General features: G+C 53.9%; 15 protein-coding genes and 1 tRNA gene. 2 read left to right on the top strand and 14 right to left on the bottom strand.

Features of this window, described 5'->3' with window-relative positions; genetic code table 11:
* Positions 1-16: 16 nt before the first annotated feature.
* The 14 genes from CWC48_RS06800 to CWC48_RS06740 form a co-directional block, all read right to left on the bottom strand.
* The gene (locus CWC48_RS06800) at positions 17-3,823 is read right to left on the bottom strand and encodes an SIR2 family protein (RefSeq protein ID WP_100491545.1); all 3,807 of its coding nucleotides are present in this window, start codon (positions 3,821-3,823) and stop codon (positions 17-19) included.
* Between the two features lie 255 nt (positions 3,824-4,078).
* Positions 4,079-4,675, bottom strand: a complete 597-nt coding sequence (locus CWC48_RS30120) for a hypothetical protein (protein WP_157806801.1) — start codon at positions 4,673-4,675, stop codon at positions 4,079-4,081.
* Positions 4,676-5,087: 412 nt separating this feature from the next.
* Positions 5,088-6,170 (bottom strand): hypothetical protein, encoded by a 1,083-nt coding sequence (locus tag CWC48_RS30115; RefSeq protein ID WP_157806800.1) that lies wholly within the window; start codon positions 6,168-6,170, stop codon positions 5,088-5,090.
* Between the two features lie 774 nt (positions 6,171-6,944).
* On the bottom strand, positions 6,945-7,154 hold the full coding sequence (locus CWC48_RS06790; RefSeq protein WP_256581613.1) for a hypothetical protein: 210 nt from the start codon (positions 7,152-7,154) through the stop codon (positions 6,945-6,947).
* A 63-nt stretch (positions 7,155-7,217) separates the two neighbouring features.
* Positions 7,218-8,060, bottom strand: coding sequence for a hypothetical protein (locus tag CWC48_RS06785; RefSeq protein WP_047279830.1), 843 nt, complete (start codon positions 8,058-8,060; stop codon positions 7,218-7,220).
* A gap of 98 nt (positions 8,061-8,158) precedes the next feature.
* Positions 8,159-11,047, bottom strand: coding sequence for a DUF927 domain-containing protein (locus CWC48_RS06780; RefSeq protein WP_100491542.1), 2,889 nt, complete (start codon positions 11,045-11,047; stop codon positions 8,159-8,161).
* Entirely contained in the window at positions 11,044-11,316 is a 273-nt protein-coding gene (locus CWC48_RS06775; RefSeq protein ID WP_100491541.1) for a DUF3077 domain-containing protein, read from the bottom strand. Before CWC48_RS06775 ends, CWC48_RS06780 begins: the two co-directional genes overlap by 4 nt.
* Positions 11,313-11,597 carry a hypothetical protein gene (locus CWC48_RS06770; protein WP_017846196.1) on the bottom strand — a complete coding sequence of 95 codons (285 nt, stop codon included), beginning with the start codon at positions 11,595-11,597 and terminating at the stop codon, positions 11,313-11,315. Before CWC48_RS06770 ends, CWC48_RS06775 begins: the two co-directional genes overlap by 4 nt.
* A 527-nt stretch (positions 11,598-12,124) precedes the next feature.
* A complete protein-coding gene (locus tag CWC48_RS06765; protein ID WP_100491540.1) occupies positions 12,125-12,430 on the bottom strand; it encodes a hypothetical protein in 306 nt (101 codons plus the stop codon).
* Positions 12,427-12,681 (bottom strand): AlpA family transcriptional regulator, encoded by a 255-nt coding sequence (locus CWC48_RS06760; RefSeq protein ID WP_100491539.1) that lies wholly within the window; start codon positions 12,679-12,681, stop codon positions 12,427-12,429. The genes CWC48_RS06765 and CWC48_RS06760 overlap by 4 nt, the downstream gene beginning before the upstream one ends.
* Positions 12,682-12,761: 80 nt before the next feature.
* Positions 12,762-13,706, bottom strand: coding sequence for a hypothetical protein (locus CWC48_RS06755; protein WP_100491538.1), 945 nt, complete (start codon positions 13,704-13,706; stop codon positions 12,762-12,764).
* Positions 13,707-13,952: 246 nt separating this feature from the next.
* Complete coding sequence (locus CWC48_RS06750) at positions 13,953-15,194, bottom strand: tyrosine-type recombinase/integrase (RefSeq protein WP_100491537.1); 1,242 nt, start codon at positions 15,192-15,194, stop codon at positions 13,953-13,955.
* A 166-nt stretch (positions 15,195-15,360) separates the two neighbouring features.
* Positions 15,361-15,437: transfer RNA gene (locus CWC48_RS06745), tRNA-Met, on the bottom strand.
* Positions 15,438-15,628: 191 nt separating this feature from the next.
* Positions 15,629-16,180 carry an RNA polymerase sigma factor gene (locus CWC48_RS06740; RefSeq protein WP_078046761.1) on the bottom strand — a complete coding sequence of 184 codons (552 nt, stop codon included), beginning with the start codon at positions 16,178-16,180 and terminating at the stop codon, positions 15,629-15,631.
* A 262-nt stretch (positions 16,181-16,442) separates the two neighbouring features.
* Between CWC48_RS06740 and CWC48_RS06735 the strand changes: the two genes are divergently transcribed.
* Both CWC48_RS06735 and sctV read left to right on the top strand, forming a co-directional pair.
* A complete protein-coding gene (locus CWC48_RS06735; protein ID WP_099493978.1) occupies positions 16,443-17,513 on the top strand; it encodes an HrpJ domain-containing protein in 1,071 nt (356 codons plus the stop codon).
* On the top strand, positions 17,510-19,603 hold the full coding sequence (gene sctV, locus CWC48_RS06730; protein WP_099493979.1) for a type III secretion system export apparatus subunit SctV: 2,094 nt from the start codon (positions 17,510-17,512) through the stop codon (positions 19,601-19,603). The genes CWC48_RS06735 and sctV overlap by 4 nt, the downstream gene beginning before the upstream one ends.
* Positions 19,604-19,611: the final 8 nt, after the last annotated feature.

Here is a 19,611-nt window from a genome sequence, read left to right as displayed (position 1 = left end):
TTTTTTATCTTGTTTCTCAGCTTGTCTCTACAAGTTCAATTAGGCGCAAATAGCGCGTATCCGACTGAAGGCTAGGAGCGCTCTCAACTACCAACGCAAGTATACTTGATAATTCGTAAGGAGCTCTGGTGAGCACCTGTGGAGTAACTGCGTGCATAAGATCGAGCGTAACTTCAGGATGAAGAACGGCAATCGGTTTCTCTTCACCGACATCCAGGGTAAACCGATAAAACGGATGGTCACTTATCTCCACCGGCACCAAGAATTTCTTCACCGCCTCATACACCTTTGGAAAATATTCGCCCGTATCATCAAGTAGGCCGATCCATGCTTTTATCGAAGCAGATGTCCTATATCGGCGCTCCCTTGGCCAATCCATATTAATAAAAGGGATCACGTGCTCTACCCAACCGTTTTCATTCTTCCGCCCAACTAGCCCCAACCAGAAAATGAACTGATTTCGCTCATCGTCGGACATGTCCCGAAGCACCGAGCGTATCTCGCTTCGTGTAAGCCCGCTTGGGCTATCCGGATGAAAAATTCTCATCAATCCCAACCATTGAGAGGCTACCTGAGATAGATCGCGTTCCCAAGACAGACCGTTAATCCAAGGAATTAAATTAAGCAATAGTGGCTTAATGACCTCTGCTAATCCAGGTGCGGGCATATCTACATGAAGAAATCCACTCCAAGCAGGCTCTGCGACTGGATGATCGAACGACAACATTGGGATAAGATTATGCTTAGTCCAGATTGGATCGACAAACATAAGCCAGTTCAATTCACGAACCACGATAGAAACAGCGTGATCCGCGCCCTCTCCCTGAGCAGAAAAAAGCCGTTCAACACGAGACTTTATGTTAGCTGGGATTAACGAATTCGCGCCCTGCTGATTACTTGAAAGTGCATGAAGAAGAGCTTCGGCGCACATACCAATGGGACCATTGATTGCATAGTTGTAAGTGCGACGTGATCGCTCGACAGCCTTCCCATCACGGTGAACCTCACCCACCCCACTCTCAGTAGCATCAGCATCACCACTAAAAATTCCGTCGACAACATTGTCATACACAGCCCAAGCGAGGGCGCTATCAAAATCCAAGACAGACCTAATATTTTGCTCCAGCCATCTTGTCAATACGTATCGCAGCTCTACAACAACCACGTTCGGAAGGCGCGCCAGTCTATTTATAAATAACCGCTTCAGTCTGGGGGGAATATCCGCTGGAAGATCGTTAATCATGGAGTTCCAGAACTCACTTGGGTATTCACCTCTCTTACCTTCAAGTGTTAACGCAGAAAGCGCCTTCCTAGGATTGGCCTTCACCAATCCTGCAAAAGGTCGCTTATCAGTGAAGCTGCCGAAGTCGCGCTGATGGTCTTCTTTAGCCTTGGGTATCACTTCGTTAACGGAAACATTCATCAGTTTGTCGGGCGCTTCGTCAGTACCCACCCAACCTACCCTCGAACCATGTATGGTTACTGTAGAGGTTGCCCACCCGTCGCTCCACTCAGAAATCCCGCTAATAACTTCCTTAAGCCGCTGGCTGAGGTCGCCAGCCAAATTGCAGCCCTGAATTTCGAGATATCGAGCATATTTGGCCGCAATCCTATCTCTGGCTTTATGAAACTCTTCATTAGACCAGTGAGATTGCTGATCGGGACCGGCGATAATCCGCTCCGCAATTCTTCTCTGGTATTCAGTTGAAAACTCTGCCCACCGATCACTAAGCAAAAAAAGCAGCTCACGAACCACGTCAGTGTCCCACAATGCCTCCTGGCTCAAGTCCAAAACCGCCTGTGCCACATGATCCGCATCAAAGATATCAACCTTACTAAACGCGTATAACTTTAACTTCCTAAAGAAAAATTGTTCATCCATAGACCAGATAGTTGCGTGCGCTCTTGCAACCTCTGGCCATGTGGAAGCCATTCTATCAAAAAGCTGAACGAACCAAATCATAGGCTCAGCTGTACTTGTGACCCGCTCCCGCCCACCTATATCACGACCTGGATAACAGGTAGGTGTGTCGAAGAACTTAATGTCGACATCTTCCAGCAAGCTGGAAACAACGGTCAACTGGTGTTCCAAAATCCCAAGAACCTGGCTTAACTGACTATCTGGAACCTGTAATTCTTCATTATGCCGATCAAGGAACGCGACCTCAAACCGCCCTAAGTCGTCAAAATCTATTTCCTCCCAAGATGCTGATGGAGGCATTGACTTCCCTAAGCCAGACGGGAGGCTAATCTGCAATTTAGGCGTCGCGAATCTCCGAAACTCTCGTAGAGCATTAGGGGTCCAGCCTTCTGCATCAATCAAGTTTTTAAAGTCAAACCACTCACTATTCCATCGACGATTGCGAGGGTCTTGATGATGTTCAACAAGTAGCCGCCATAAATGGCGAGCACGTTCGGAGAGGGGTTTGGAATGCCTCAAATGCCACTGAATTTGGTGAAGCAACCTAGGATGCAGTCCATTCTGGCGAACTGCCCACCAGGCCAAAACAGGACTATTGATACACTTGCAAATCCAAGATATAAGGTGACCGAGCCTTTTTGGCGTACTCTCTAAGCCCTCCATCTGTCGTCCACCCAAACGATGGAAGTCGTGCGGATTATCATCTTCCTCACGCCACACAAGAAGATTGTCATTAGTGACCCCTTGCCTGCGCTCATTTTCAGAGATGTCTATCAGATCATCATCAAGCCCATAATGGAAAACAGGATCAAATGTTTCTCTTTCACTCCCATAACCGCTACTCTTCTCGCCTGATCGGACATTAGCATCCATCACGCATATCCACTCTGGATGTGGTACAGGCTCAGCCTCTGAAAACGCTCTCGCACCCTGCACAGTGCGAAGCACATGAGCAACTTGACCTCGCTCATGTGGCATTAACTCCTTTGGGTCCCTCTGACTTTTAGCAATCGTGGATAAACGCCACCTGCGCGGATCATCGGACCGCTCAGCCCAAGCCTCCATGCTTTTCCACAAGTCTGAGTGATCGGAATAAGCGATACCAGTAACACCTCGATCACGCCATTTGACTTCCACATCGTCAACTGTCCCCCGGTCAAAGGCGTAGAGCTTGGATCGATCATATTGGCCATCATGATTTAGCCCCTGAAGCAGATACTTTACCGGGGGATCTTCGGCCTTATAACCAACCAGAACAACCGTATAGCGCTCAAGGAGATGCCTAATGAAGTTAGTCGCCCAGCCCTCTGAAAGATAGGCCCGCCCGAAATCGGCGCTACTTAAGACATAAGGATGACTTTCTGCGGTTGTATCTACTAGTCTTCCGTGCAGATAGGTAACACCTTCTATATTCAAGCCAAAATTAAGATTTGGGAAAGCGGGAGGAACATGCAACTTCAGTTGCCCAGCGTCACCCGGCAACTCGAACAACCTATCAAAGTTTGTCGTTACGATCTGTGGCATTCCACCCTGACTAGAAGAAATACGTTTTATGAGGTTGTGTTCCCGCCCAAAATCATGACCTTCCAAAGAAACACTTAGCCTCTCTGTGACCAAGGCATTAACCTCATCCTTGCCATACTCTAAATGAAGAAGGTTAAAAATCTGGTCCAGCGGCACGTTCGAATCCGACTCACGAATCAACCATGGCAGAAACGAGGTCATAATTTCCGAATCGTCAGGCGGGCCGAAGAACTCGATGACGTATTGAGTTAACCCTATAAATGTGGGCATTCCAGACGGAATTGAGACTCCTGCACCACATAGAAACACCACGCGACCCGCATCGCAACGCTCTAGTAAAACATCAGGTATCGAGGGACCACTGGCGTAAAATTTCATAAGTTCAACTCACCACTAGAATGGATAGCGCGCCTTAGCGAGGGGCTGCTAGGGGTCGAAAGCCGCCGCTTGGGAACGACCGCTTTTGGCCGGCTGCTGCCGTTCACCAGAGGCAGATTTGGGTCGATTGCGGCTCTTCGTCACCGGCAGCTGTCGGCTAATAGCGGACCTTTGAAGTTCAAAGACAGACGGGTATTCATTCAGTTTACGCTGCCTCTCGCGCTAATCAGAAAGCCGCGCAAAGCTATGCCACGTCTATCGAGCGACTTCAGCGTCCCACCAACGTCTAGTCAAACGAGGTTTCTGTGGAAACCGGGTGTCACGAGGTTCAACATTGATTGGTACCTGGGACAAAATATCTTTTAATTCGTCGTAACCTGTCATTGAACTCATTGCCTTTTGCTCCCAGACAATGTCGGATCCGTAATTGTTAAATCGGATGTCAAGGTTTCTGAGTGAATGTACGAAACCGTTGAGATTGTTACCTTCAAAGGGATGGGCAGGATTGCCATTGAAGCCTACATAATTCCAACCGAGCAACCAATACGGGAAGGGTTGCGACTTGGCCGAAAGAGTTGTAACAATAAACCGAGCGACCGCATCTACTATCAATGCAGGCTGCATTCGATCAAGATCGGCGTAAATCGAATGGTCCCTATTCTTTGCGTGTGTCACCTCATTACGTATCTCTTGAAAGTTCTTGAAAGTATCAATTATATGGCTAGGGACTTCTAATGTATTTCCGCATAACTCTGCGGGCCAGTATCTAATTTTGTGCTCTAGATTAACTTTGCGGAGCTTCTTAAAAATAGCATCTTCATCGAATCCATCTTGCGTAAGTTTTTCACGCATAATTGCATTCAAAAAAGCTTCAAAACAGCAGATGGAGAAATAAGTACATGCTCGCAAGTGATGATATCTTTGAAAAGGATTATTCGACTCCGAGGATAGTACGCTCTCATAAAATGCCGACGAATAATAGTGCCATATAATATTAGAGTTAAATCGCCAATGCTCATTAGCCATATGATTATCCATCATCCACTTAAGTTTATATTGTGCAGCATTAGCACCACTGGCGGTCGACGGATATCCGCCAGCAGCTGTCATTCGTAAGGGAGTGCGTAGGTAATGTGAGCTAGACAATATGATAAAAACGGGGAAGATCACCTTTGATAATAGTGGTCTGACCCCGTTTTTCTCCGCTATCACGAATACCTTTCAAGTCTAACGTGGTAACTGATCATTCTAATCATTGTTCACTCTATGTATCTGCGTCAGAATCCCCATTAACTTGGGATTTTCCTAGAAATAGATTCCCGCCTACTAGATAGGGCCTCAACTTTCTAAGCCTGCGATAATATGCAAGCAAGACTCGCAGCTGGTGTAGGGCGTCGACATTTAGATAGTTAAAGCTACCTCTATAATCTTCCCACTTCATCAAGTCAAAAAAGAAGTCTACAAATTCCTCCAGGCGAGTTACGATCTCAGGAGCAAGGCTGGCGGATATTACTCTTTCATCATCAAAACCAGATATTTTGTTTTCTTTAAAATATCTATAAACGGTCGAATAATACTGCTCTAACGCTACAAAAGAAAGATCATTAATAATCTGATGGGCGGATACTTCAATCCTTCGAGCGAGATCTGTCAACAAGTTTAGCTTGATATGTCCCGGGGAAGCAAACTGAATCTCAGCTACTTTAGCTCTATGAATAGACGGTGTTACAGAATTTAGCCCTGTGAAAAGGTGTACTGCACTGAATCCCCCAGTCCAACTACCTGCAAGCTTGCTCAAAGCCCCATGTACTGCTGGGCGATCAAGATGCTCTAAGCCATAGTGAAATGAATAAAGCTGCTGATATATCTTAGGGACTAGTGAAAAGTCATCTATGTATAACTCGCCATCCAAACCAAGAAAATAAGACTCTGTAATTTCTTCTGCCAGCTTTTCAGCCGCTGGGGTTGCTATTTCAGGAGTCAGATAAGAGTCAGTCTCAGGCAAATACGCGTCGGGTAATTTATCCCAGCTCGTACGAAGAAAAGCGCTACGCTTTGCTGATCCTCCCGTGTGAAAAATAACTATCCATTCGGACTCTTTATATATGTCTCTTAGTGTTGTTTGCTGCTCTAAATAATCGCGAAGAGATTTTCTGCCTATTGGTATTATGCACCAGCGATTACGAGTTGAAGTGCAATCAAGCCAAGCATACAGCAGATCGTGGCCGGATTCGCTTTTATATAAACTTAATAGTGGTCCCTCAAACTCAATAAGATCGGCATTCCACTGATGTTTGGAGAGAGTGCGGGCATCTATTTTTTGACCTTCAATGCGGAGAAAACTCATGGGATTGCTCGCACCGTGAATACGTTGTTATGAACGCCGCCCGTAGAGTACGGGTGAAAGTCAAAATGGCCATAACGATCCGCTGCGGTACAGGCTCCGTCATCGGGTGTAATTAATAAATTGGCCACATGCCCACCAAAAACCTTACGTGCCATGCGAAAGCTTTTCTGAACGCTTAGAAAAGCACTTACGCTTTGGGCATATGAAATATGCATGGATAAGCCCCAGCAGGAGCATTTCTCGACTGGATCAGACGCCCGAAGCAAACGAGGAGGGTTTCGAATGGCGACAGGAGCGAAACACTGGGTACTCACGGGATTTGCCACCCATCGCCATGCATCTTGTTGAATCGGAGATGTCCCTGGGGGTGGGCATTGATATCCATTCGCGGACATCTCTGCAAGCTGGACGCTATACATATAAGACATAAAGTTCCTTTTTATGGTTCGGCGGCCCGAATCGCAGGCATTACGCCATCATTTCATACCGGTAGGATTTCCGGAAGTAACAACGATTTGGCCCTGCCATTCTCCGACGACTGGCAGAACCACAGTCTGCCTCAGCATTTTCCGTAAAGTGACCAAATCTGCGATGGATTGCGGGAATATCACCCGGATAGCTTAGTCTTGTTAGGCACACTTGAAATGCTTGTCCTGGCGCGAAAGCGACCCTAAGCCCGCAGCCGCCAAAGATCAGTAGCCGAAAAATCTGGAGGCTTGTTTCGTAATGGGAGGATCTAGCGAAGCGGAAGCTGTTTAAGCTTCCGTTCCTGCATTAGCTGCCCTTCCTTTTGAGCTGTAGGTCAATGAGATTGAGTTCTGCCTTGATTGCATCAATCGTGAGCGTCTCAACTTTAGTTTCTTTGATTCCTCTTGCGTTGAGCTTTTTCATGCCAGCTATGACGGCAATTATCCCGCTCAAGTGAAGCTTGCGGGCCTTTAGGTAATCAGGCATCTGAGCACTGTTCTGTGGTGGTTTATTCATGGTTAGACCGATGGTTGGCCCGAAGCAGCCGACCCTCGCCGGTTGCTTCGGAGAGGGTTCAGGTTAGGCCGCCAGCAGGTCAAGCAGGCTGTGTTGGCGCGAGCGATCTGCTAGTTCGTGCCAGGTCCAGCTTCCAAAGTGCTCGCCCTGTTCAGGGATATCCAGCTTCATCAATGCAACCGGGTCTCGATTGATCAGGTCGCGTGCGGCCCACAACTTACCGCCTGTTTCCAGCAGCGCTTTCGCGGCCTCATTCCATTGCTCCTCCAGCACAGTGTTCGCCAGGTGAGCCGCTTTTTTCTCGATCTTGGCGCGTTCTTTTTGTGCCTCTGTGATGTGCAGATCAATCGTTACCAGCTCTTGTTCCAGGGCGGTAATCAGCAGTTGTTGACGACGATGATGCTCAACCGCAGTCGTGAGGTTTTTTGCGGCCTTTTGAGCTTCGGCGTTTGCCGCTTTCTCGCCCTCCACATCGCCCCAGGCGACAGCCTGCGCATATGCGGTGGCTGCGTCCGTTTCAGCTTGTCGAGCCTTTGCCATGTCTTCATGAGCGCTCTGGCGGACCTGCTGTAACCGGGTCTCGATGCTTGTGCGCTTCTCGTTGAGTTCCATCTCGTCGGCTTTCCAGTTCGCCATATCGCTGAGATAGCCTGCAGCCAAGCTCTCACGGTTTGCCAATGTCTCAAGGCGATCAATCTTCTGGTTCAGTGAGCTGATCTCCAGATTTCGCGAGTCGATGCGTCTTTTGTGATCGTTGATTTCATCCTGCACTGCCCGTTGACGGCCTTGCTGGATGACCTCTGAGCTTTCCAGCGCTTCTTCAAGGGGCGCCAGGTCGCGCTGAATGCTCTCCACTTCGAGAGTCAGTTGGTCGCGGCGGTCTTTTAGTTCTTGGATAGTGTTCATCTGTATTGTCTCTGGGTACTGCGGTTGATAGGGATGATTGTCGAATGGCTGGCGAGGCCGGGAATGAGCCGGCGCTACCTCGATCAGCAGGCATGCCGTCAGGCGGCCTTGGCCTCGTGCTTATCCGTTCCAGGGACTGTCTTCACCACATAGCAGCGTTGAGGTCCTAACCCGGGTAGGCGAATCAAGCTGTATGCCTTGCCGTCACTTCCCGGCTCAAGTACGCCCCGTTGCAGCAGCTCCTTGTTCACCGCACTGATGTTCATGCCCTTGAAGATTTCGGCCCTCCAGGCTTCAGGCAGCACGTAGTAGGTGTTGGTGGTGTGCAGGGCATCGCCCATTCCGTGTTCCAGCGTCTTGCGAAAGCCCAGCCGATCAATCGTGCGTGGTCCGTGTTCATCGATCTTGGCGGCGGCAGATTCCCAGCGGGTAAAGCGGCTTTCTCCAAACCGCTCAATGACCTGTCTCAGCCGCGCCAAAATCGCATCACCCTCGAAATTTCCGGCGCCGCCACGCTCGGCCAGCCACGCATGCAGACACACGCGCGCGGCGGTCGTGGCTGTGCCGTCAGGCCAGCCGGTGACGCCGAAAGCGGTGGCCAACTCTCCGGCCGCTGCTGCGAGGCCAAAGCGAAGGGCTGCACGCTGGGCCTGTCCACTGGCCGAGGCGGGCAGGTTTTGGGTGATGAACTGCTCCACCGTGCGGCGAACGATCACCGACCACCTGAGCATTTCTCCGGGCGCGCACAGTGCGTGCAGGAAGGCGGTGAGGGGCGTGCCGTAGTATTTGGCTACACGGGCCTTGAGCGCATCGGAGAGGGCGGCGGCGTCTTCAAAACCGTTCAGCACATCGAACATGCCGAGACCCTTGCTTGCATCCGCAGGCACGGCGAGCATGCGCACCTCCATACCCGCTTTAAGCTCCTTGTTGGCATCCGCCATGTGCTGCGCCAACGTCTTCTCGCCGGTGGATAGAAACAGCAAGCGCCACTCCTGCACCTGTCGGCCCGCTTGTCCTCGATCATTCGCCCGTGCCTTACCGGTGCCATTACCGAGCATGTACACCGTTTCGCCAATAATGCGCGGGTCGCACATGCCGATTTCATCCAGCACCAGGAGACCGTCTGAGTGGGCAGCGGCGATGGACTCTAGGGCGTTATCCGTGGAGCGCCACGAACGCACCAGACGCGGCCCGCCATAAACCGAGGCAGCGACCTGCAAGTGAGTGGTCTTGCCGCCGGAGCTGTCGCCGTAGAGATGGAAGCCGCCCGACTCATGCCCCAGCAGGTTCAGCAACGGACCTGCAAAGGCCACAGAGACGACAAATGCCAAGCGGTGGTTGCCAACGCAAAGAGCGCCGATTTGCTGCTGCCACTGCTCCAGAGAGCCTGCTTCGCTGATTGGTGGAAGTTGCGCACCGGCTTCATAAAAATGCAGGTGTTCGGCGTGCGAGCCGATTTGCTGTTCTGGCAAAAGGAAGGCGTTATCGTGCCAGCCCAGGCGCGTTACCAAACGTGCGCGCTGGGCGCTGTCGAAGCCGCCGAGATAACTCTGCAGGTCGTTGCGGGCATTGCGCCCCGACCGACTTCCGGCAAGACGTAGTCCCATGTCTACCAGTGGGCCGAGTACATCTTTGCCGAAGTCACCGGTCATAGTTCTGGCGGGAATATTCCAGCGTTTTTTGGCGCCGTCCGGGTCATCGAATTCGACCAATAAGCCCCAGTTGTGGCCCTTGTCGTCGCGAGTACGGGCGATGATTTCCAGAGGCGAGCACACGGGGCGCGCCTCACCATCGTCGCCGGAATAAAACACCCCCTCAGGCGTCAGGCGAAAGCCGCCCGGCAACAGGTCATTTTTTGATTTCGCAGGACGTTTGGCGGGCGCCTTGGCCTTCGGTTGTTGAGGTTCAGTTGGCTCAGCGGCACTGCCGAAAAACTCACCGCTGCCCACCAGCTCGGCGACGTGGCCAGCGGTCCAGCCTTTGGCTATCGCATCCGCTGCATCGTCGCCGTCTGCCCATTTTCCACCCTTAATGAGCGTGGGCTTTCCGCCTTTGCTGCTGGGCTTGAGCTTGAACACGTCGAGCGAGATTCGTGGTACTGACGCCGCGCCCAGCTCAACCAGCTTGAGCTCGATGGCGTCCATGCAGCTCTTGCCGCTGGTATCGTTATCCGGCCACAGCACTACCGTGCGCCCTTTGAGTGGCGTAAGGTCGGCCTTGTGCCAAGAGTTGGAGCCGTTCGGCCAGCAGGTGGCTACATAGTCCGGCAGCAGTTCAGCAGCGGCGTCAGCAGCTTTCTCTCCCTCACACAACACCACAGGCGCATCCGCACGCAGCGCCAGTTCATCCAGGCGCAGCAATGGCCGAGGTTCCGGCAACCCTTGCCAGCGCCATTGTGTGGTTTGCCCATCGGAGCGCTTGCACCAGGTCAGCGGTGCAAAGACCTTCCTCGGTTTGCCGTCTTCATCTGGGCTCAGGTCGAAGCGATACAGCGCCATGACTGGCTGGCCCTGAGCATCGCGATAGATCCACACCTTGGACGGAACACCGTGTTGCCGGTGCTTGGCAGGGCACTTGTTCATGGCCTCGACCGGGATCGGCTGAATCGCGTTCCACTCCGGCGTTGCGTTCTTGGTCGGTGCGCTTTTGGTTGTCGCTGAACCTGCGGAAACGCTGAGCAGATCCGCCAGTTTTTTGCAGGCCTCAACGTCGGTGCCGCCATCGATATAACGCACTAGGTCGATCAGGTCGCCGCCCTTATCGCCGGTGGCAAAATCCGCCCATGTGCCTTTGCTCAAATTGACCTTGAGTGAGCCTGCTCGTTTGTCTGTGCGCGTCGGGTTTGGTGCGGTGTATTCCTTACCGCCGTCGACGCGTTTGCCGTTCGGCAGCCAGTGCGCAAGCACACGGTCGATGTTCTTCAGGGCAACGCTTTTTACGTCTGCAAAGCTGGGGCGTTTTGAGGTGTTGCCGGTGCGCTGAGTCATGGTGTGGTCCTCGACTCAAGCAATGCCTTGTTCACGTCGTCGATCAGCGCCTTGGCCATCTCGCCGAGGTAGAACGCAGGCCAACTAAAACGCTCGCCCGCATCGCTGATGGCGGCGTCGAGGATCAGTTGATTGGCGTGGTGCAGAATCTGGGAGACGGCTTCAAGTGCGTCTTCCAGCGGGATACCGGTATTCACCCGAAACAGGTTCTGGCCGTTACCGTTGGCAGGGGAAAACTCGGAGCGTCCACGCGTGCTGGAGTGGGTCACAGAGCACCGCCTTTCTGGCCCATTGGCACAGAGGAGGCATCACCGTACATGGTGAGTGTTTTGATCAAGCCCAAGGTGCCGCGCACGTCCCAAATAACAGACGACAGCACGCGGTTGGAGAGCAGGGGTTTATCGCCGTCTAAGTGGTCTTCCAGCAGCATGAGAACGGAGTCGGCACGGTCGAGCGCACAGGTGATTGCGTCGATAGGCAGGCCAGCCTCGGCGTCTTGGCTGACGCAGAGTAAATCTTCGGGTAGTGCAAAGCCTGGGAGCATGCTCATTGGGCACCCCCTGCGGCTTCCAGAGCTCGCGCTTTGGACATATGGGCGTTGTAACGGGAAAGGCGTGTAGCGAGGCTGGAGTTGGCGTGTAAAGCGGCGAGAGCCATTGCTCGATGAGCCGCGGCGCGAATTTTGGACGGATTGAGGGCGTGCATGTGGAGCTCCTTTTGCTGGGGAGCTACCACCGTTCGCGACCAAGCGAGTTAGGGTGGCAGCTGTGCGCGGGTTGGTCGACCGGGGCAAAAGGAACCCAGCAGGCCCGAAGGCCTCCCACACACAGCCGCCATAACACGGAACTGCGGACGCAAAAAAAGCGCCTGCAATTGTAATGGGGGCGCCTATGCGCCTTTTGCTTTTCGGGCGACCAAGCCCGATCGCTGAATTTGCAGCGACGGGCAGAGAGTAACGCCCGTTTTTTGAAAGTGCAACTGTGCGGATCACTTGCGGATTTTTTCGGTGGGGAATAAATTGATCAGGCATGTAGATTTACCTCAACGCCTCCGGTTGCCGCCGGGGGCGTTTTCGTTTCAGGCATGGACTTCCCAGCTCAGGGAAACAAAGGGCAAGAGGTCGCCTTCGAGGCAGGCGCGTGCATCCTCATAGGCGTCGATTTGTTGGCCTTCGTCGACGATGATTGCTTGTGGGGCTTGGCAGGGAACTGACAATGCGCACCAGATGCCATCTGCCCATCGCATCACCATCACATCCCGGTTAAGGCGTTTTTGCTCTGTGCGGTGGCGTTCAAAACGCTGCATACCTCGTGATGAGAAACCGACATTTCTGAGTACAGAAAAGGGCTGCAAGATGGCCCTGTTGGCTACACGATTTTTCATGCCGCCACCTGATCGCGGGCAGCGATTCGTGCGCGTGTCCATGCCTGAACTTCCCCCAATACCCACGCAACCGGAGCGCTTCGGGCATTGCTGTTACTCAGCTTTACCGGCAACGGGAATCCGCTTTCAGGTTGACGCATCAGCTTGTAGATAGTCGGGCGTGCGAGCCCTACGATTGAAATGACCTCGGGCATGCGGATGAGGGTCATGGAGGGGTCATGCGAGGGAATTGCTTTTATTGCGGTAGTCATAGCGAGCTAACCCTTTGTTAATTGAGACAACGGGTCATACGCTACGCAGGGGAGGGGGAGTGGACTGTGTCTACTCCCTTTTATTTCAGAGGTCTAAGGCCCAGAGCGATCAAGTGCTCTCGAATGGTTTTTTTCGTGCCGTGGCCCGCCTGGTCGAAAAGCAGATTGGTCAGTTCAGCATCGGTCAGACTGCGCTTTTCACTTCTCCGGCCGTTAATGATTTGCTCAGCAGCCGCCTTGATTTTTGCCCGCCTATCCATAGCCAAGGTCTGTATCGCTGAGCTGGGATCTCGGTTCCCCTTACCGGCTTCTTGGCCCCTTCTCGTCGCCTTTGTCGACAAGGCATCGTCGAGAATTCGATGCATCAGGCTTGATGTGTTGAAGCCTTTTTTAAACACATCCATCTGCTCCACCTGGCGATAAAGACTCGCCATCAACAAAGCCTGGTTCGCCTCACCTAACAACGTAGCGAAGTTTTCTCGTGCTCGGATTTCGTTTCCGCTACTGCGGTCCCGCTCTTTTTCGATCAGGGCAAGGTACTGGCGGGGTGAGTCATGTTTTAGCTGCTCTATCAGGTCTGCATCGATACCGTAGGTGTTGAGCTCAAGGTCAAACAGCCAATTTGCGAGCGTCTCAACCGCATGAGTTGCAAGTACCAAGGCATAGGTCGCCACAAGCTGTGAATCTGCTGCGGTACGACTGACCCGAAGGAACCCTCGAATCACGCTGGGCAATGAGCCTACTTCCGCAGAGTCGGCATGGTCGTAGATGGCATCACGTAGGTAGTAAAGGGTTCGTGTGATCGATTCTGCACCTGGGGAGTAGGAGCCCTCCTCAAGCCAGAACGAAGTGGCCGTGTTGATCAGGTCAAATACGTTCCGGAAGTGCATTTCGAACTGTGGAAACAACACAAGATTGCGAACGGCTGCCTCAATGTCGTCCTGATCCCACACCAGGCACGTTACATCGAAGCCTGCGATTTCGAGTTCAAACTCTTCTGCCTCGATGCCGCGCTCAAAGTCCATTTAGATCTCCCCGCCGCCCCGAAGCCGGTAGTCTGTTACAGCGATTTGCGGGTGGTAGCGCCAACGCCAGCAGGGTTGCGTGCGTGGCCTTTATGTAACACGACTGCGCGATGTAACACGTGGTGGTCAGAAGTATTTCAGTGCGTGTAACGCAAAATATATTCAATAAAAACATGATGTTAGGTGTTTGTGTAACGCGCGTAACACCCGTAACACCATTTTTGAAGGGGGATTGGGTTAGCGACCTCACACTGCCTTCCCAAATTGACCTTGCACTACGTTTCCGGCCTCTAGGGAATCGAGATGATCGGCGTACCACTGCATCATCTGTGTGCGTTGCTCAAGGTACTGGGCCTTGTTGTAAATCCCTCGTACACCTTGTGCCTTGTGGCTGAGTTGGGCCTCGATATGGTCAGCTGGATATCCGTGCTCGTTGAGGATCGTACTGGCGATGTGGCGGAAGCCATGGCCGGTCTGGCGCCCCTCGTAACCAAGGCGTCTTAGTGCCATTAGGAACACGGTATCGCTGCGCGGTTTGGTGCGGTCGCTTCTACCTGGAAACAGGAGTGGGTAAGCGCCGGTTAGTTGCCGAAGCTCTAATAGTGCTTCCACTGCTTGGGTGCATAGTGGCACCAGGTGCTCACGACCTTTCTTGCGACCCTTGCGCTCGACTGGAACGGTCCAGAGCTTCTTGTCGAAATCGAACTCAACCCATTGTGCCTCTCGGAGTTCGCTGGGGCGTACAGCCATCAGGGTCAACAGCCTCAGGCCGAGCTGAACATCTTTGGCGTGCGGGTAGGAGCGTATCGCTCGAAGTAACCCCGGAAGCTCATCGGGGGAAACGTGGGCATAGTTCTCTGCCTTTCCCGAGGACAGAAATTTATGCACACCCTCCAACGGATTGTTGACGGCTCTGCCTGTTACGCGAGCCAGGTCATAGATATCTTTGCAGTAGGCCCTCACACGGCTCATCTGTTCCAGAATCCCCTGACGCTCAAGCCCTCTCAATAGCTCCATCCACTCCATCGACATGATAGAGGTGTAGGGTCGTTTACCGAGCGAGGGGAATACATGGCGTTCGAGTGCGCCAAGTATCCTTTTGGCCGTACCAGCATCCCAGCCGCTGAGACGAGACGTGTGCCACTCCCTTGCCAATACTTCAAAGGTGTCGTTGGCTGCATCGATCTCGGCGGCTTGGCGAGCTTTCTTGGATGTGATCGGGTTCTTACCTTCCGATGCGTCTGCGCGTAGATCGGCCGCTTTCTGCCGAGCGAAAGCGCCGCCCACTTCCGGGTAGCCGCCAAGACCAAGCCACGACCATTTGCCGTCTGGCTTCTTGTAGCGTAATTCCCAGGACTTTTGGCCGTTCGGCTTTACCCTGAAATACAGCCCTGGGCTGTCTAGTTCGCGGTATGCCCCGGCCTCAGGCTCCAGGCTGGAAAGTGTAGTGTCAGCGAGAGGGCGCCGCTTGATATCGGTGCGTTTCATCCTTGTATGCCTTCAGTTCAATTATTTATGAAGCATACACGTGGGCATACACGGTGGGGAAGGATAGGGGTAGATAGAGGTGGACAGCCAGAAACAAGAAAGCCCGCACTAGGCGGGCTTCTTGAGGTGATTCATAGACTGCTGTAGACATCTATGGATCGGTACTTGGTGGCTACACAGGGACTTGAACCCCGGACCCCAGCATTATGAATGCTATGCTCTAACCAACTGAGCTATGTAGCCAAGTGGCGCGCATTATTCGCGTAGAACGCCAATGCGTCAAGTATTTATTTTGAATTTTTATCTACGCTTTCAACTGTTTAAGCGAAATCAGCGGATCGGGCGACGAGTGGTTCCTGATTAATCCCGACGCCTCCCCGCAAAAACCTGATCGCGTGGGGCAGATATCCCTGCCGCCCCACGCGAGGCCGACTTCAAGGATACGACGAGTTATGCGTGGCGCGCTTGAGTTGCTCGCGGGCTCGCGACAGGCGTGAGCGCACGGTGCCAATAGGAATGTCCAGTACGTCGGCGGTGTCCTGGTAGCTGCCGTCGGTTTCCAGGGAGGCGTAGAGCGTCTTGCGCATTTCTGCCGGTAGGTGGTCGATGGCGTTCAGGGTTTTTTCCAGGCGCCGGTTGATTTCAAATTCCCAATCCAGGTTGTGGTTCTCCTCCTGGCCATGCCACAGCGACTCGTCAAATTCGCAATGCATAGGCTTGGCATACAGGCGCCTGAAGTGATTACGGATGAGGTTTTGCGCGATACCGCACATCCAGGTGCTGAGCGTGGCATTGCCGCTGAAACGCTCGCGGTTGCGCCAGGCTTCCAGATACGTCAGTTGCAGCAGGTCGTCTGCATCTTCCGGGTTGAGTACGCGCTTGTGAATGAAGCGCCGCAGTTTTTTTTGCTGGTCGTCTGTCAGGTGAAGCATGAATTGAGGCGAGCTGCCAACGAGGTGCGCTAAAGCTTCAATAGGGATATTCATGATTTTTTCCTTGGTGTAGACGCAGTCGAAAGGATGTCGACGGGGACCTCGTTTGCACTGGTTGTGCCAAGGGGAATTTCTTTCAACTTACTGATTTATATAGATAAATATCCTGAAATGATGAGATGTTGTGCAGGGGTTTGCATAGAGCTGCCATGGGGTGTGCAAGTCTTTTCAATTTAGCCGTGCAAGTGTTTTTCGATGGAACCAGATGGGCAGGTCTTGCCACACAGGGAAACACTCTTCCCGTACAGGGCTGTCCATGAAAGTTGAACTCTCCCCCGAGGTTAAGTCGATCCGGCCCGTGGATCAGCTTGCCGTCAGCCAGGCCCCGACGCCTCAGCCCACCAGCGGCGTAGATGCTCTTGCTCACCTGTTCAGCCAGGAAGTGGCAAGCAATAGCCTGCCGCTGAGCCAGCGGAAGATGGGCGCGCGCGTTTCCCCGGTCGAACAGATAGCGGAGCTTTATCGGCAGTTGGGGCATCCGGCCAAGAAGACCCTGGCAATGATTTCGTTGATGGTCAGGGAGGCGCTGAGGCGGGGGGGCGAGGGCGGGTTTGAAGCATCGCTGAAGCTTTCCGAAGGAGACCCCGCGCGTGCGTTCGTGGTGCTCAAGCATGTGGCGGCCCAGGCGGACATTGGGTCGCGCCCCGCCGAAGCGGCCCTGGCACGTGTTGCCATTGCTAAGCTGAAAGTGCTCTACGAAAGGGAGATCCAAGCCGGCCTGAACATTGCCGTGGCGATGCAAGCGTCTGGTGTCGACCCACAGGAGCGTCAGGCACTGCGTACGCTCTACTACGCCAGTGTGGTCATGCGGCAGTCGCTGCCGACGATGATGCAGGCGCTGCTGGGCTTATACGGCAGCGAACGGTTTGCCGACGGGCTCATGTTGATGCGAAAGGCTTTGGCGGACGATATTGCGGCCAAGGTGTCGTCAATGCCTACACCGCTACTGCGTACCTTGTTACTGGGGCTGCAAAGCTGTGGGCAACTGAGCGGGACGCTGAACGGGTGTCAGAAGCTGATCGAAGACCTGAAAGTCGACCATGACAAGGTAGCGCTACTGCAGCGCATTTTGGGTTTCACGGGCAGTGGGCTTGATGCTGATGGAATCCTTCGGCTTGGGATGGAATTGCAGGGCAACTCAAGCGCCCTGCCATTGTTGGCACTCAATGCGCTTTGTCCGGTGCTCCACGATTTGCCATTGGCGCTATGGCTTGATGGTCGAGTACGTGCAGATACCCTGCGTTGCTTACGGGTGGTGATCGGGGAGCAAGACCGGGCTACCCGCAATCCTGCACGGTTTTCAGGTGTGCTGGAGGCCCAGGCGTGACAGTGCTGTTGGTCATCAACCGCGTGTTGCTAAAGGTCGCGCAGCGCGCCGAAGTGCTGGGCGCCGTGGTGGTGATGGCCATTGTGTTCATCTTTATTGTGCCGCTGCCGACTTGGCTGGTGGACATCCTGATTGCACTCAACATCTGCATCTCGTGCCTGTTGATCGTGTTGGCGCTATACCTGCCGGGGCCCCTGGCGTTCTCATCTTTCCCGTCGATCCTGCTGTTGACCACCATGTTTCGCCTGGCGCTGTCGATTGCGACGACGCGCTTGATCCTGCTGGAGCAGGACGCTGGTGACATCGTCGAGGCCTTCGGCAATTTTGTGGTCGGCGGCAACCTGGCCGTGGGGATGGTGATCTTCCTGATCCTGACCCTGGTCAACTTTCTGGTGATTACCAAGGGTTCGGAGCGGGTCGCTGAAGTGGCGGCGCGTTTCAGCCTGGATGCGATGCCTGGCAAGCAGATGTCCATCGACAGCGACTTGCGTGCAGGCTTGATTGACGGCGCGCAAGCGCGGGACAAGCGCGAGCAGTTGTCCCGCGAGAGTCAATTGTTCGGGGCTATGGACGGCGCCATGAAGTTCGTCAAGGGGGATGCCGTCGCCGGCTTGATCATCGTTGTGGTCAACCTGTTGGGTGGGTTCTCCACGGGCATGTTCCAGCATGGCTTGAGTGCCGCCGATTCAATGGCGCTGTACTCGGTACTGACCATCGGCGACGGCCTGATTGCGCAGATTCCCGCGCTGCTGATCTCACTCACCGCCGGCATGATCATCACCCGTGTAGCGCCGGATGCGCGCAGGGGTGTCACTAACATGGGCGCCGAAATTGCTCGGCAGATGACCAGCGAGCCCAAGAGCTGGATGATTGCGTCGGTGGGAATGCTCGCCTTTGCGGTGGTGCCCGGCATGCCTACCCTGGTGTTTATCCTGATCGCGTTGGTCACTGGCAGCCTGGGGTATTACCTGATGCGTCAGCGTCAACGGCAGGAACAACCTGAAGCCGAAGCGGCTGAAGCGGTGCGTCCCGAAGAGAACGGCAGTGAGGACTTGCGAGGCTTCGATCCTTCAAGGCCCTACCTACTGCAATTCTCTCCAGCGTTGCGAGGCACGCCGCAAGTGACGGATCTTATCCACGCGATTCGCCAGGCGCGAAATGCGCTGGTTGCCAATATTGGGCTGACACTGCCGCCGTTCGAGGTAGAGCTCGATGACTCGCTGGCCGACGATGAAATGCGCTTTTGTGTGCATGAGGTGCCAATGGTCAGGGCCTCGGTCGTCAGCCTGGTGGCAGTTGAGCGAAAGGCGCTGACGGTTGAGCCTGCACATGCCATCGCGGGGCTGGCAGAGCGCGATGAACAGGGGTGGGTCTGGCTGGCGCCGGATGATCCGTTGCTCGATGATCCCCAGTTGGAACGCTTCACTGCGGCGAGCCTGATCGTTGAGCGTATGAAGCAGGCCATGATGCTCAGCGGGCCGCAGTTCCTGGGGATCCAGGAGAGCAAGTCGATCCTCAGTTGGCTGGAGCACAACCAGCCGGAATTGGTCCAGGAGCTGCAACGGATCATGCCGCTATCGCGGTTTTCGGCGGTGTTGCAACGCCTGGCCAGCGAAGGTGTGCCGTTGCGGGCAGTGCGGCTGATTGTCGAGTCGCTGATCGAATACGGTCAGCATGAGCGGGAACCGGACGCACTGGCCGACTATGCGCGCATTGCGCTCAAGGCACAGATTTACCATCAGTACAGCGAAGCCGAAGGCCTGCATGCCTGGCTGCTGTCGCCGCAGACTGAAAGCATCCTGCGCGAGGCGCTGCGCCAGACCCAGACGGGGGTGTTTTTCGCACTCGACGATGAACACAGTGCAGCGTTGGTCAGCCTGCTCAATCAAGCCTTTCCCCTACGACCCAAACTCAAGAGCGTGATGCTGGTTGCGCAGGACTTGCGCAGCCCACTGCGCACCTTGTTGCTGGAGGAATTCAATCACGTGCCGGTGCTGTCCTTTGCCGAGCTGAGCAGTACCTCCAAGGTCAAAGTGCTTGGGCGGTTCGACTTGGGGCAGGACGAGTTGATGCGCGGAGCGGTGGCATGAGGACTTGA

The organism is Pseudomonas sp. S10E 269 (assembly GCF_002798465.1).
Lineage (GTDB): Bacteria > Pseudomonadota > Gammaproteobacteria > Pseudomonadales > Pseudomonadaceae > Aquipseudomonas > Aquipseudomonas pergaminensis.
The sequence above is the reverse complement of the archived record's forward strand: the minus strand, read 5'-3'. Positions and strand labels throughout refer to the sequence as shown.

Bases quoted from the DNA above. Each gene is read 5' to 3' on its own strand.
- CWC48_RS06800 (WP_100491545.1), bottom strand. From the start codon at position 3,823: ATGAAATTTTACGCCAGTGGTCCCTCGATACCTGATGTTTTACTAGAG.
- CWC48_RS30120 (WP_157806801.1), bottom strand. From the start codon at position 4,675: ATGCGTGAAAAACTTACGCAAGATGGATTCGATGAAGATGCTATTTTT.
- CWC48_RS30115 (WP_157806800.1), bottom strand. From the start codon at position 6,170: ATGAGTTTTCTCCGCATTGAAGGTCAAAAAATAGATGCCCGCACTCTC.
- CWC48_RS06790 (WP_256581613.1), bottom strand. From the start codon at position 7,154: ATGAATAAACCACCACAGAACAGTGCTCAGATGCCTGATTACCTAAAG.
- CWC48_RS06785 (WP_047279830.1), bottom strand. From the start codon at position 8,060: ATGAACACTATCCAAGAACTAAAAGACCGCCGCGACCAACTGACTCTC.
- CWC48_RS06780 (WP_100491542.1), bottom strand. From the start codon at position 11,047: ATGACTCAGCGCACCGGCAACACCTCAAAACGCCCCAGCTTTGCAGAC.
- CWC48_RS06770 (WP_017846196.1), bottom strand. From the start codon at position 11,597: ATGAGCATGCTCCCAGGCTTTGCACTACCCGAAGATTTACTCTGCGTC.
- CWC48_RS06765 (WP_100491540.1), bottom strand. From the start codon at position 12,430: ATGAAAAATCGTGTAGCCAACAGGGCCATCTTGCAGCCCTTTTCTGTA.
- CWC48_RS06760 (WP_100491539.1), bottom strand. From the start codon at position 12,681: ATGACTACCGCAATAAAAGCAATTCCCTCGCATGACCCCTCCATGACC.
- CWC48_RS06755 (WP_100491538.1), bottom strand. From the start codon at position 13,706: ATGGACTTTGAGCGCGGCATCGAGGCAGAAGAGTTTGAACTCGAAATC.
- CWC48_RS06750 (WP_100491537.1), bottom strand. From the start codon at position 15,194: ATGAAACGCACCGATATCAAGCGGCGCCCTCTCGCTGACACTACACTT.
- CWC48_RS06740 (WP_078046761.1), bottom strand. From the start codon at position 16,180: ATGAATATCCCTATTGAAGCTTTAGCGCACCTCGTTGGCAGCTCGCCT.
- CWC48_RS06735 (WP_099493978.1), top strand. From the start codon at position 16,443: ATGAAAGTTGAACTCTCCCCCGAGGTTAAGTCGATCCGGCCCGTGGAT.